Here is a 12,564-nt window from a genome sequence, read left to right as displayed (position 1 = left end):
GCAACATAGGAACTTCTGCTGATGTTTGGCATTCTCGACAGATATATCGGCCGGGTCATCTTTATGTCGATCCTGCTGTGTGAGATCACGCTGGTTGGCCTTGCGGGTCTGATCAAGTACGTGGAGCAGCTGCGCTCGGTCGGTGAGGGCAACTACGACATGGTCAATGCCCTCTACTATGTGCTGCTTTCGATGCCGAAAGAGGCGGTACTCTTCTTCCCGCTGGCGGCCCTTCTGGGTGGCCTGATCGGTCTGGGTCAACTGGCGACCAGCTCCGAGCTGGTGGTGATGCAGGCGGCGGGTCGCTCCAAGATCAGTATCGTTATGGCCGCGCTCAAGACGGCGATCCCGCTGATGATCCTGGTGTTGCTGATGGGGGAGTATGTGGCCCCCGTTGCCAAGCGAATGGCGGATGATATTCGTGCCGGCGCCATCTCCGAAGGGCGGTTGACCGTCTCCGCCTACGGGGTGTGGGCTCGCGATGGCAACAACTTCGTCAATATCAACGGGGTGCGCAACGATGGCGTGCTGACCGGTATCACCCTCTACCGCTTTACCCCCGAGCGCAAGATGATCGATGTAGTTCAGGCGCAGGAGGGGACGTTTGAACAGCACCACTGGCTGCTCAAGCAGGTACAGGTCACCCGCTTTGATGATCCGACCCGGGTGCAGAGCGAACAGCATGCCCAGATGGAGTGGAGCTCCGAACTGACGCCCAAACAGCTTGGGGTGGTGAGTATCGATCCGGAGAACCTCTCGATCTCCGGCCTGCGCGACTACATCGGCTATCTGGACGCCAACAAGCAGGATGCCGGCCGCTACAAGCTGGAGATGTGGCGCAAGTTGCTGGCCCCCCTCTCGGTGGTGGCCATGATCCTGCTGGCCTCCTCGTTTATCTTTGGCCCGCTGCGCTCGGTGAGCATGGGGGCGCGGATGCTGATGGGGATCATGACCGGCTTTGCCGTCTACGTGAGTGATCGGGTATTTGGTCCCGTTACGCTGGTCTACTCGGTTCCTCCGATCCTGGCGGCGATTGCCCCCAGCCTGCTTTTTGGCGGCATATCGCTTTATATCCTCGGCCGCAAACAGTAGCGGTTCTGGAATGTAAAAAGGGCACCTTTCGGTGCCCTTTTTCGTTCCTGTCGAGCAAGGCTTACTTGTTCAGCAGATCCAGATTTTCCTGTTTGCTCAATACCACGACCTGGCACTCAGCCCAGATATCCTGAAACGCGCGCGGTGCCTTGCGATTAAAGAGGCACATCAGATTGCCAAGGCCGAAGGCGGCAGTGGCGAGCCGGATCAGCGCCTGAGTGATGCGGATATTGCTGCCATCTTCGTTCTGGATGCGCAGACGCCAGGCCCGCATGCCGATGGTTTGGCCGGCGCGAGTCCAGAACCAGGTGTAGAAACCGCAGATGACAAAGGCGAGCCACAGGGTATAGATCAGGCTCAGGGGATGGCGGGTCAGCAACCAGACGGTATCTTCACCCGCCGGTACGCTGGCCATGCCGGTGACCAGCAGCAGTTTGGCGACGCCCATGCCGATAAAACCGGCAATGACGAGCAGCGAAGTGACGACCAGATAGTCGTAGATGAGGGCTCCCAGCCGACGCAGCAGACCTGCTGACGGGTGTTGCACTGCGGCAGGTTTGGAGGGGGTTTGTTGGACTTTTTTATGCTTGGCCATCGTTTTTATTCCATTAAAAGGATGGCGGCATTCTATGTAACTGATCCGGTGTCGGCAAGGCGTTGAATAAATGAACAAACAGGAGTGTTCAATCGAAAAACACCTTGCATGGCATCCAGCCATTCGTATAATCCCTCGCAGTTGCCCGGGTGGCGAAATCGGTAGACGCAGCGGATTCAAAATCCGCCGGTGAATAACCGTGTCGGTTCGAGTCCGACCCCGGGCACCATCAAATTCATGACAAAAGGCCATCAGCAATGATGGCCTTTTGTTTTTTCCGCTTTTTATTTCTCGGCGCTCTGCATGGCTGGAGCAGCTTTTTTTCCTCTTTTAACTCGCCCGTTCATCCCTCTCTTTTCTTGCCGCCAGAAAGCTTCTTTTTATGCCAGTATTCCGCCCGTTCGAGCGTAATAGCCTGTTATGAAAAAGAAACTTATCCCCACAGGGCAAATAGCAAGGTGCCAAAAGTGCCGCCAAAGAGCATCAGGGCGGCGGCTTTGGGTGAGCCGTGCAGCTTGGTCCACATAAAGAGGCTGGTGAGGGCGAGCAACAGTAGTGCCAGCGCGGCGAGATCGCCAAACAGTTGCCAACCAAGGCCAGTTCCCATGCCTCGATGCAGCCGGTTGAGGCTGGCGGCAAAGTTCGCCTGCTGCAGGTCGGTGCGTACCAGCAGGGTACCTTCGACATAGTTGGCGGCCACGCTGTGGGTGAGGGTGACGCCACGCATCTCCCAGCGGGCGGGCAGGGTGAGTTCACCGGATGGTGTCGGCAGTCGCTGGGCCGGGGTGATCATGGCGCGCCCCTCCTCGAATCCGCCCGCGTAGCGTTGCTGCAGCAGACTCTTCAGCTCATCGGGGCTGGCCAGCGGTGCGGCCAGCGCTATCTCTTCGCTCAACTTGACGGTGTGGGGGCCGGGTAGCGGCAATACGGCCCTGTGCTGCAACCAGAGCCCGGTAATGCCATAGAGCAGCATCAGGGTAAGAGTGAAAAATCCGGCCCAGGCGTGGAGGCGGCGCACCCATTTGTTGTTGTGAAGGGGAATTCTTCTGCGTTTCATCATCTGTGTTTCATAAAAAACTGGCCAGCAAGGGCTGGCCAGTGAGGATGGTCGGTTACAGGGCTCAGAAGCGGTAGCTGCCGGTTAGCATCAGCTGACGGGGCGTTCCCGGCATGATCTGGGTGGCGCCGGTGGCGCTGACGAAATACTCATGGTCGGTCAGGTTCTCCGCGCTCAGCTCGGCTTCCCACTGTTGCCAACGGTAACCGGCACGGGCATCGAAGCGAGCGTAGCCGGGCAACACTGTGGTGTTGGCGTTGTCGGCAAAGCGATCGCCCACTGCTGTCATCCCCGCTTCGCCAAACCAGCCCTGTTTGCCGCTCTGGTAGCCGGCGAACAGCTGGCCATTCTGGCGAGAGACGTTCATCGGCCGTTTGCCCTGCAGATCGGCATCCGCCTTGACCTGCTCGGCATCCTGAATGGCGATACCACCACGCAGATAGAGCTCGTCGGTCAGCTGGGCGCGGGCGCTCAGCTCGACACCGTCGGTACGCTGCAATCCGGTCAGGATCACCTTGGTGGGATCCAGCGGATCCTTGCTGCGTTTGTTGTACATCTCCAGCCGGTAGGCAGAGAGAGTGGTCGCCAGCCGGCCATTCAGCCAGTCGCTCTTGACGCCCCCTTCGTAGAGACGGGTGTGCTGCGGTTCCAGCTGGTTGTTGGGATCTCCCGGAGTGAACCCGATCAGCTCGCCGCCCACCGGAGTAAAGGTCTTGCTGTAGGAGGCGTAGAACGCATGCTCCTCAAGGGGATTCCATACCAGGCCCAGGCGCGGACTCAGGCTGGTGACCGAAAGGGTCTCCTCCTTGTTGAGGTCGTTGCGGCGGCTGGTGACGGTGAAGTCATCACGACGCAGCCCACCCACCAGATGCCAGTCGCCCAGGCTGAGCTGATCCTGCAGATAGATGCCGTTACCACGTACCTTGTGGTTGGCATCGCTGGATAGCTTCATCGGGCCGTTGTAGCTGGGCAGCGAGCCCGGGTCATAGAGGTTGCCGGGTGCAATGGGGCCGGCATTCTGATAGAGCTTGGGCGTGCGTGCCTGCCAATCCTGCTCCAGACCGATCAGCAGACGATGCTCGACGGGGCCGCTTTGCAGCTGGCCTTCTACCTCGGTGTTGCTGATCAGGTTCTTGGCCTTCAAATCCTGCTGCCAGCGAGAGCGGGTCACCTTGTCCCCTTTCACGCTGGTGACATAGGTGTTGTCGAACTGGCTGTCGAGGGTGGTGTAAGCGAGCTGCTGGCGCAGTTGCCACTGATCGTTGATATCCCAGGAGAGGCGGGAGCGGGTCGACTGCGCCACATCGTCGATGAAGTCGCGGCTGGTGTCGCTGTAAACATACTCTCGTGGCACATCTGCCGGTCGGCCATTGACGCCGGGAATACCACGATCCGGCGTGCGGTTGTGCTCGTTGCGCTCGAACTGCACCAGCCAGTTGAGGTTGTCGCTGATCTCCCAGTTGGCTGATGGTGCCAGCAGGGTGCGCTTGCCGGTTACTCCGTTGCGGAAACTCTCTTTATCCTCCTGCGCCATGTTGAGGCGCAGTTGCAGCTGCTCGTTCGCTTCACCATTGAGGTCTGCGGCCAGCCGCTGAGTGTCGAAACTGCCGACCCGGGCGGTGACGCTGGAGGCTTGTCCCTTTTGCGGTGTCTTGCTGACCCGGTTCACTATGCCGCCCGTGCTGCCACGGCCGTAGAGTACGGCTGCCGGCCCTTTCAATACCTCGACCCGCTCGATATTGCCGAGATCGCGGGTGTACTGCATGTCATCGCGAAATCCGTCGAGATAGAAGTCGTTGCTGGCGCTGAAGCCGCGGATATTGACCCCGTCGAAGCGGGTATCACCGCTGGCGTTGACCCCGGGAATGCCAGCCAGAGCTTCGCTCAGGGTGGGTTGGCCGAAGGCAGTCAGCTCGCTTGCCTTGACGCTGTCTATGGCTTGCGGCACCAGTTTTGCCGGCGTGCTGGTGCGGGTCGCTGTCGCGACCTCCTCGTGCTGGCTGCGCTTGCCGACGACCGTCATGGTTTCATCGGCAGCCTGGGCATGAAGGGTTGTACCGAACAGTGCCAGCGATATGAGGGTTCTGCGAAAGTGAGGGTGCTGCATATTCAATTTGACTCTTGAAGGTGCGACCTGATGGCCTGAACTTGTTGATTTAATTGTAATTAGTGTCCACCCCGAAAAATCGGGATGCCAATGATATTGATTTTCATTTGTATGGCAAGATGAAAATGGAGGTGTGTAGTGGAAGATAGCGCGGGCGATGGGATGGCGAGTTGTGCGAGGAGGCTGGCCCGCAAGGGGCGGGCCGGAGAACGAAATTACTGGGTACGCAGCAACCAGCGGGTCGCAGGCAAGGTAGCCAGCAGGCGATAAGCAAGCAGTGAGGCACCCAGCAGCAGTGGCACCTTGACCAACTCCCATAAAATGGAAGCGCCCTGCGGGCCAAAGGTGAAGATCCATACCACCAGCATCATGTGCAGACAGTAAAGGCCCAGCACCTTGGGGGATTGGCGGGCGAGCCAGCTTCCCTTACCCCAGTCAGGATGGGCCAGCAACAGGCCAAAGAGGCCAACAGCCCAAGGTACGGAACCGAGCAGAAAATCGTGGCGAGTCAGCGGGATACCGGAAAAAGCGCGCAGAACGCAGGCTTCCAGCCCATAGAGCGCGAGTCCTCCCAGCAGTAGCCACCATCCGCTGCGGGCCGACGGTTGCCACTGCTGCTGTCGCAAGCGGGCCCCCATTGCCACAAACAGCAGGGAGAAGAAGGGGCCGTTGCGGGTGAGCAATAGCCACTCCTCCCCCAGCAATGGCTTGGCATAGGAACCACCGAGCAGTGCCAGCAGGTAGAGCCCGGCACCCAGCAGGAGGGCGAATCCCGGCTTGCCAAGCCACTGGCAAAACGCCAGCAGGGTGACCGCCAGGATCAGTGCCGGCAGAAACCAGAGGTGGATCATGCCGCCGACCAGCCAGCGATTGACCGTATCTCCGAGCTGGAACTGCCACTGTGCGTTGAGGGAGTTCAGATAACCCTGTTCGATGGCATTCAGCGGATTGAAGGGCACCAGCAGGTAGACGAGGCTCCAGACCAGCCAGAGCTGGAACAGGGGGCGGCAGTAACGCCATGCCACGCTCATCGGTGCTCCAGCACTCAGCTTGGGTTGCAGAAAGTAGCCGGCACAGAGAAAAAACAGCGGTACGGCAAAGCGGCAGAGCTGGTTGATGATGCCGCTGAGCCAGAGGTAGCTCTCGCTACCCCACAGCGTGGGGTCGAAGGGGTGAGCGAAAGGGGATACGTGAATGGTCATCACGGCCAATATGGCGATTACCCGCCCACACTCGATACTGGATATGCGCATATTGCTGGCTCGAGGTTACAGGGTTGAGCCAGCACGCTAAAAGTGTGGTGTTTGATTTACAACTCATTGATTCCATTAATGTGAATCACGCTATTGAGCGGTTACATTTCGTAACGGGGTGGTGGAGAGGGTTACTTGGGGTGTGATCTGGCCCCCGTTTGCGGTGGCCATGGCCAGCATGAAAAAAGCGAGGCAGAAGCCTCGCTTTTTGAGTTTGCAGGATCGATTATTCGCGCAACATGGCGCTCTGGTTGGCTGCCAGGGTTGTTCTGCCAGAGCTCTCCAGCCAGGTTTTGATCCGCTTGGCATCGGCCACCCTGTCGTTGGTGGTTTCGGCGTTCAGCAGCACCATGATCACCGGCTCGTTGTTCACCCTGGTACCCAGCACCAGACAACGACCCGCTTCGCGGATATAGCCGGTTTTGGAGAGGGTAAATTCCCACTGACCCTCGCGAACCAGCCGGTTGGAGTTGCGATAGTGAAGCTGGCTCTTGTTGGTTCGCACATAGCTCTGATCGTCGGTGGAGTATTGGCGGATCAGCGGATAGGCAGCGGCGGCTGCCGCAAGTTTGGCCAAATCCTGGGCGGTAGAGACATTGCGCGGGTTGAGACCGGTGCTGTCGGCATAGTGGGTGTTCCACATCCCCAGCATGCGAGCCTTGGCATTCATCGCCTCGACGAAGGCGCGCAGACCGCCCGGGTAGTTGCGTCCCAGCGCTGAGGCGGCACGGTTTTCCGACGACATCAGGGCGATATGGAGCATCTCGGCCCGGCTCAGTTTCGAACCGATGGCCAGACGTGAACCTGTGCCCTTGATACGATCAACGTCCGCATTGGTGACGGTGAGGGTTTCATTGAGGCGCTGGTTGGCGTCCAGTACCACCAGCGCTGTCATCAGCTTGGTGAGAGAGGCGATGGGCATCACCCGATTGCCGTTGTGCTCGGAGAGCACTTCGCCGGTTCTGTGGTTGGCGACAACAAAAGCGGCCGAATTGAGGTTGGGAATATCCCTTCGCTCCAGAAAGCTGTGATTGCTGCTGGCGGAAAAGGGGTTGGCGTGGGCACTGTCCATAGCGGCCGGCAGCATTACTGCGCCAAGCAACAGGGGAAGAAGGGAACGCATCATCATGATCTGCTCTACCGGACAAAAACAGGGATATCTCGGTAAGTTATATGTCGTGAATTGGCGCTTCACAATGATTCTCACCTTGATATTGATAATTTGCTGCGTTGTAACCGTTAAGGCCCTGACTTGAGTATCCAAAAAGGTCTCTTTGAAGTCTTTTAACAGGCCGTTTTAGCTGATGTTAAAGGAAAAAACGGGGCCTGAAGGCCCCGCTGACGATCAGGATGAAATAGCCGATCAGTGGGCATCTTCCTGCTTGATTTTGAACCGCATGGCGATGATGACGAACAGTACCGGGCCTATGATGGTCCAGACGCCGGTCGAGATGTCACCGGAGATAAAGGGGGCGACCACGGTAAAGACGTTGCCGAATGCCACCAGGATCAGGCTGACAATGGTGGCCAGCAGTACCGAACCCGAACTCTTGAAGAAGATCAGATCCTTCTCCAGTGCAGGGTTGTGACGATAGCGATACCAGGCGTAGATGAGGAACATGTAGGGCAGGGTCATGCCGACGTTGGTCATGGTGATGATCAGTTCATAGAGGGCGGCAGCCCCTTCCGGGTTGATCAGAGTGAAGATGGATTTGGCCGCGATGAAGATGCAGACCACCCAGGCCTGAACCTTGAGGGCCTCGACGCGAACGCCATTTTGGTTCTCACGCTGGAAGCGCTCCGGCCAGAAGTAGCTGGGGGTGCCGGTGATAAACTGGCGCAGCGGTGCGTAGGAGAGGGCGATAAAGGCGCCCAGATAGCTCAGGAACATGCCAAGGCCGGCAAAGCGCATGAAGATCTGGCCCAGCCACTCGCCACCCAGATGACGACCCAGCTCCAGCATGATGATGAAGAGGGCTGAGAGGGAGGTGATCCCCTCGGCCGGGAAATCGCTCCAGCGCATGATGGAGCCGACCGCCAGAAAGCCGATGATGTAGCAGAGCACGATGAAGGCGCCGGAGAGGAAGATACCGCGCTTGAGGTCGCGCTCGGGATCTTCCAGTTCGTCAGCCACGCCGGCCATCGCTTCGACGCCGCCGTAGGCGAAGATGGCGAATACCATGAAGCCGAGGAAGGGGATGATGTCGTTGAAGGCGGCATTGGGAGAAGAGGTCAGCGATGCCTCGGTGAAGGGCTCCTGCAGGGTCATGCCGCTCACGGCGAAGGTCAGGACGCCGCCAACCAGCAACAGCACGTTGAGGGCTACGACGGAGAGGCCGCCGATGGCCGCTACCTTGGCAAAACGGGCGCTACCGAAGGTGATGAGTTTGGTCACAATGGCCACCAGTGCGATGGCGACGACGCCCAGAATGAAGGGGCCAAAGTCGATACCGGTGCCCAGGGTGATCGGGATAACGGTGATGTCGCGGCCAAACAGCATGAAGGAGAGGGGCACCCACATGGAGAGCGCCTTGCCGAACATCCAGATGACGTAGGAGGCGAACCACATGGTCAGTCCGATAAAGGCGTAACGGGTCGAGACCGAGTGGCGCATCCAGGTAAAGATGCCGCCAGCCTCTTTGCGAAAACCGGTACCGAACTCAATCATCATCAAGATGAAGGGGATGAAAAAGAACAGACCGCCGACCACGAACATCGGAATGGCGGCATATCCCATGCGGTAGAAACCGATCCCGATATTAGTAACGCCAAATACCGATGTGAGTATCATCAATATAAAGGCACCCAATTTCAGCTTTTTTGCTGACATATAAAACTCCCTGCTGGTGCAGCATTTTAAATAATCAAAAATTAAACATATCAAGCTGGATAGATTAATTATCCGGAGTGCATCAGCCTGTCGCGGTGCGACAGGCACAAACGTTCAGCCACGGATCGTGTGGTGGCCGCAAATCACTGTTTGACGAACCTGCATGGCGAATGCCATGGAGAGAGGGGGTGGTGCTGCCAAGCATTGAATGGGCGCGATTTTACCATTAACGGCATCGAATTGGTAAGTTAGCCATATGGTTCTCAATCAGTTCGAAATAGCAATGCCAGTTAATTCATACGTTGCGGATGTAATCATTTACGATTCTGGCTCATCTATTTTCCGCTCGATATCCGTGAATAGATAAATGCATAGTTTGTCGACAGATTTAAAAGCAAATGAAAATTGATTCCCTTATCCAAGACGAGTCAACAGCACGCCACCGGTAATAATGGCGGCTGCGGTCAGGCGGGCTCTCCCCAGCGGTTCTTTCAGCAGCCAGACCGAGAGCAGCATGGCAAACAACACGCTGCTTTCGCGTAGGGCGGCAACCACGCCGATGGGAGCCTGGGTCATGGCCCAGATGACGATGCCGTAGGCGATCAGGGACATGGCTCCTCCTGTCGCGCCTGCTGCAGCATGCCGGCGGATCTGGCGCCAGGTGTTGCGCTTCTGATGGGCGATCAGTACCAGCAACATCACCAGACCGGTGCAGGCGAACAACCAGAGGGTATAGCGCACCGGCTCGCCGCCAGCCCGGGCGCCGGCCCCATCCGAGAGGGTATAAGTCGCGGTAAACATGGCGGTGATCAGCGCCGCCCTGACCGCCTTGCTGCCAAGGCGTTGCTGCCCCCCTCGCCAGGCCATCAGCAAGACTCCCATGATCAGCACGCAGGCGCCGACGATGCCGCCGTAGCCCGGGTAGTCACCGAGCAGCATGGCACTTAATAGCATGGCGAGCAGCGGGGCGCTGCCGCGGGCGAGCGGATAGATCTGGCCAAAATCGCCCTGATTGTAGGCATGACTGAGAAAGAGGCAGTAACCGGTGTGAAGCAAAATCGAGAGGCCTAGCCAGGGCATTTCAGCCTGTGATGGCAACCCCATTGGCAGCAGGGCGACTGCGGCAATCAACCCGGAGAAGAGGGCGACCAGCGAAATGCCGACCAGTCGCTCCTCACCGATTTTGACAAGGGCATTCCAGCTGGCATGGAGCAGGGCTGCCAGCAGCACGGCAAAGAAGACGGTGGTACTCATGGGAGGCGCCTCGAATCCGGAAGCCGACATCATACCCGACCGGCACTTGCCGCGCCGGGATCTCCATCAAGGGATTGGTTGGGCGGGCTCTGTTATTGCCCGCTTTGGTGCAGTTTGCCGAGGGGACCCAGTACCAGCTTTGGGTTGGCATCGAACTTCAGAGCGATATCCTGCAGCGGGATGCCCTGCTGGTTGAGGTGGATGATGTCGGCGGCCATCTTGCCGAGCAGCTTGTAACTGCTGATGGTACCGACCGTGCAGCCGTGCTGGACGAAGAGCTCGGCGCTGCAGATGGTGGGGATACCCGCGTCGTTCAGGGTGCTCAGCAGACGGGGAGCGATGGAGAGCAGGTAGCTGTCTGCCGCCAGAAAGACGATGTCGTTGCTGGCATCCTGCTGCAATCGCTTCAGCTCGCCATCGAGCCGCTTGGGATCCGGGGCAATCCGCCAGGGGACCACCTGCCAGTCGTAGCGTCTGGCCTCGGAGATAAGCATGTCGGTGACGAGGCGGGTGTTCTGTTCCCGCGGGTTGAAGGGGACGAGGAGCCGCTTACCTGCGGGCAGGTACTTACTGGCATTGGCCAGCTGCAGCGCCATCGGCACCATGTTGCTGGTGCCTGCCACCATCTTGTTCAGGTTTTTATCCTTTGCCAGAAAACCGGCACCTGCCGGATCCGAGACCACGCTGAAGATGAGGGGCTTGCGATCGGCCAGCAGACTCTTTGTCATGGCGGTGGCAGTGGTGCCGAAGGTGTAGATGTAGTCGTAGCTGGCCAGCTTGGGTTCAATTTGCTGGCGCAGCATGGCCGCAAGCGTGGCGCGATCCTGCGCTGCATCGAAGGTAGTGAAGGTGGGTTGATAGCCAAGGCGCAGCAGCTCTTCGCGAAAACCGGCTTCGGCCGCAGTCTCGCCGCGCCAGAGCACCATGGCGATCGAGAGTGCATGTGCCGGCAGAGCCAACAAAAGCAGGAGTGCAGCAAGCTGTTTCAACATCATCCAGCCTCGTGTCGTACAAACATCACCTGTTGAGCCTAGGCCAGTTTGTCGCTACGTGAACAAAGCAAAAAGCGCGATGGCATGCCATCGCGCTTTTGGTATCCATCCTGACCCGATTAGAAGTCGTAACGGGCAGCCAGCTGGAAGTCATCCTTGTTGGCGGTCGCAGTACCGGCCACGCTGTCCAGATTGTTGATGCGGTACTCGCCGATAACGCGCAGGTTCTTGTTGAACTTGTACTGGGCGCCCAGGGTGTAGTAGTCCACGTTGTCCTTCTTGACGCCAGCCTTGTCCTGCTCCTGCTTGTTCCACAGGGCCATCAGGCCGAAGCCATTCTCGAAGTTGTAGCCCAGCGCGGCTTCCCAGCCGGTGTGGTCGGTGCCGGTGGCCAGGAAGTCGCTGCCGTCGGCGTAGCTCAGGGCGGCGTAGGCGGCCTTGTTGTCGTACTTGGCAGAGATGATCCACAGCTTGGCATCACTCTCGCCGCTCTTGTCGCGGATGCCGACGTTGTAGGCGGTACCCAGCGAGAGATTGAACGGGAAGGTATAGGCCACGGCAGCACCGTAGGCGGCATCGCTATCCTTGCTGGTAGTCTGTTCGGTGTCACCGCCGTCGAACTTGTAGCTGGTATCGAGCTGGAAGCCGTTGAACAGACCGGAGTATTTCAGCACGGAGCCAGCACGGTTGGTGGCGAAGGTATCGGTCTTGGCACCCAGCGCATCGTTGCCATAGCCATCGGAGAGGGCGACATCAGTCCAGTCAGCCAGGAAGCCGGGAGCCCCTTTCTGACGGCCGAAGGTGACGCTACCCCAGTCTGCGCCCACACCGGCAAAGGCCAGGCGGGTGCGCAGGTTGTCGGAGTTCTCGCTGATGGTCTTCTCGCTGTCGTTGATATACATCTGCACTTCGTACTGGGCCAGCGCTTTCAGACCGCTTTGGATCTGGGTCTCGGCTTTGGCGCCGAAGCGGACAAACTGGTTGGCACCCTGCTTGGCACTGTAGTCCTGAGTGCCGTTCGGGTGGGTGGCATCGACGTTTTCTTTCTTGTCACCGAAGAATTGACCGGCATAGATGCGGCCATAGAGATCCAGCAAAGAGGTGTCGTTTTTATACACTTCAACGGCTTGAGCCTGGAAGGCGGCAGTCAGCGCCAGTGCCACTACAGTCAGCTTTTTCATCTTAATCCCTTGTGTTGCAAGCTTTTGTTTGGAAGACGGGGCCATCCTAGGGAGGGCGGATGACAGCGGGGTGACAGTTGGATGAAGAGTCGATGGCAGTTGGATTGCAATTGGATGAATTGGCTACATTTATGCGCCTGTCAGCTACTTTTGTGCGCAAAGGTTTGCCCTTGTGGTAGAATGCCGCCCGTTTTCGAGCTCCA

At 58.3% G+C, this 12,564-nt stretch carries 10 protein-coding genes and 1 tRNA gene; 2 read left to right on the top strand and 9 right to left on the bottom strand.

Translation table 11 applies throughout. The features are described from left to right. The first annotated feature begins 21 nt into the window (after window positions 1-21). Window positions 22-1,092: an LPS export ABC transporter permease LptG gene (gene lptG / locus AAHA39_RS13055; RefSeq protein WP_320655629.1), complete on the top strand. Its 1,071-nt coding sequence runs from the start codon at window positions 22-24 to the stop codon at window positions 1,090-1,092. A 61-nt stretch (window positions 1,093-1,153) separates the two neighbouring features. Here the strand turns inward: lptG and AAHA39_RS13050 are convergent, their stop codons facing one another. Then, window positions 1,154-1,687, bottom strand: a complete 534-nt coding sequence (locus tag AAHA39_RS13050) for an RDD family protein (RefSeq protein ID WP_242526711.1) — start codon at window positions 1,685-1,687, stop codon at window positions 1,154-1,156. 143 nt (window positions 1,688-1,830) lie between these two features. On the opposite strand from AAHA39_RS13050, the gene AAHA39_RS13045 reads away from it, so the two are divergent. Beyond that, window positions 1,831-1,916, top strand: a tRNA-Leu gene (locus AAHA39_RS13045). A 204-nt stretch (window positions 1,917-2,120) separates the two neighbouring features. Here AAHA39_RS13045 and AAHA39_RS13040 read toward each other — a convergent pair. The 8 genes from AAHA39_RS13040 to AAHA39_RS13005 all read right to left on the bottom strand — a co-directional run bounded on the left by AAHA39_RS13040 (window position 2,121) and on the right by AAHA39_RS13005 (window position 12,361). Beyond that, entirely contained in the window at window positions 2,121-2,744 is a 624-nt protein-coding gene (locus AAHA39_RS13040; protein ID WP_320655690.1) for a PepSY-associated TM helix domain-containing protein, read from the bottom strand. Window positions 2,745-2,808: 64 nt separating this feature from the next. Then, complete coding sequence (locus AAHA39_RS13035; protein ID WP_320655625.1) at window positions 2,809-4,851, bottom strand: TonB-dependent receptor; 2,043 nt, start codon at window positions 4,849-4,851, stop codon at window positions 2,809-2,811. A 215-nt stretch (window positions 4,852-5,066) separates the two neighbouring features. Next, window positions 5,067-6,104, bottom strand: coding sequence for an acyltransferase (locus AAHA39_RS13030; RefSeq protein ID WP_320655623.1), 1,038 nt, complete (start codon window positions 6,102-6,104; stop codon window positions 5,067-5,069). A 226-nt stretch (window positions 6,105-6,330) separates the two neighbouring features. After that, window positions 6,331-7,233 carry a serine hydrolase gene (locus tag AAHA39_RS13025; RefSeq protein WP_041210094.1) on the bottom strand — a complete coding sequence of 301 codons (903 nt, stop codon included), beginning with the start codon at window positions 7,231-7,233 and terminating at the stop codon, window positions 6,331-6,333. Window positions 7,234-7,467: 234 nt separating this feature from the next. Next, entirely contained in the window at window positions 7,468-8,934 is a 1,467-nt protein-coding gene (gene yjeM / locus AAHA39_RS13020) for a glutamate/gamma-aminobutyrate family transporter YjeM (protein ID WP_320655621.1), read from the bottom strand. 414 nt (window positions 8,935-9,348) lie between these two features. Beyond that, complete coding sequence (locus AAHA39_RS13015) at window positions 9,349-10,188, bottom strand: DMT family transporter (RefSeq protein ID WP_320655619.1); 840 nt, start codon at window positions 10,186-10,188, stop codon at window positions 9,349-9,351. A 92-nt stretch (window positions 10,189-10,280) separates the two neighbouring features. Further along, the gene (locus AAHA39_RS13010; RefSeq protein ID WP_320655617.1) at window positions 10,281-11,183 is read right to left on the bottom strand and encodes an ABC transporter substrate-binding protein; all 903 of its coding nucleotides are present in this window, start codon (window positions 11,181-11,183) and stop codon (window positions 10,281-10,283) included. Window positions 11,184-11,299: 116 nt separating this feature from the next. Then, a complete protein-coding gene (locus AAHA39_RS13005) occupies window positions 11,300-12,361 on the bottom strand; it encodes a porin (RefSeq protein ID WP_219271475.1) in 1,062 nt (353 codons plus the stop codon). Window positions 12,362-12,564: the final 203 nt, after the last annotated feature.

This window comes from Aeromonas sp. SE22 (assembly GCF_038739755.1).
Lineage (GTDB): Bacteria > Pseudomonadota > Gammaproteobacteria > Enterobacterales > Aeromonadaceae > Aeromonas > Aeromonas jandaei.
The sequence above is the reverse complement of the archived record's forward strand: the minus strand, read 5'-3'. Positions and strand labels throughout refer to the sequence as shown.

Bases quoted from the DNA above. Each gene is read 5' to 3' on its own strand.
- AAHA39_RS13005 (WP_219271475.1), bottom strand. From the start codon at position 12,361: ATGAAAAAGCTGACTGTAGTGGCACTGGCGCTGACTGCCGCCTTCCAG.
- AAHA39_RS13040 (WP_320655690.1), bottom strand. From the start codon at position 2,744: ATGAAACGCAGAAGAATTCCCCTTCACAACAACAAATGGGTGCGCCGC.
- lptG (WP_320655629.1), top strand. From the start codon at position 22: ATGTTTGGCATTCTCGACAGATATATCGGCCGGGTCATCTTTATGTCG.
- AAHA39_RS13030 (WP_320655623.1), bottom strand. From the start codon at position 6,104: ATGCGCATATCCAGTATCGAGTGTGGGCGGGTAATCGCCATATTGGCC.
- AAHA39_RS13050 (WP_242526711.1), bottom strand. From the start codon at position 1,687: ATGGCCAAGCATAAAAAAGTCCAACAAACCCCCTCCAAACCTGCCGCA.
- AAHA39_RS13010 (WP_320655617.1), bottom strand. From the start codon at position 11,183: ATGATGTTGAAACAGCTTGCTGCACTCCTGCTTTTGTTGGCTCTGCCG.
- AAHA39_RS13025 (WP_041210094.1), bottom strand. From the start codon at position 7,233: ATGATGATGCGTTCCCTTCTTCCCCTGTTGCTTGGCGCAGTAATGCTG.
- AAHA39_RS13015 (WP_320655619.1), bottom strand. From the start codon at position 10,188: ATGAGTACCACCGTCTTCTTTGCCGTGCTGCTGGCAGCCCTGCTCCAT.
- AAHA39_RS13035 (WP_320655625.1), bottom strand. From the start codon at position 4,851: ATGCAGCACCCTCACTTTCGCAGAACCCTCATATCGCTGGCACTGTTC.
- yjeM (WP_320655621.1), bottom strand. From the start codon at position 8,934: ATGTCAGCAAAAAAGCTGAAATTGGGTGCCTTTATATTGATGATACTC.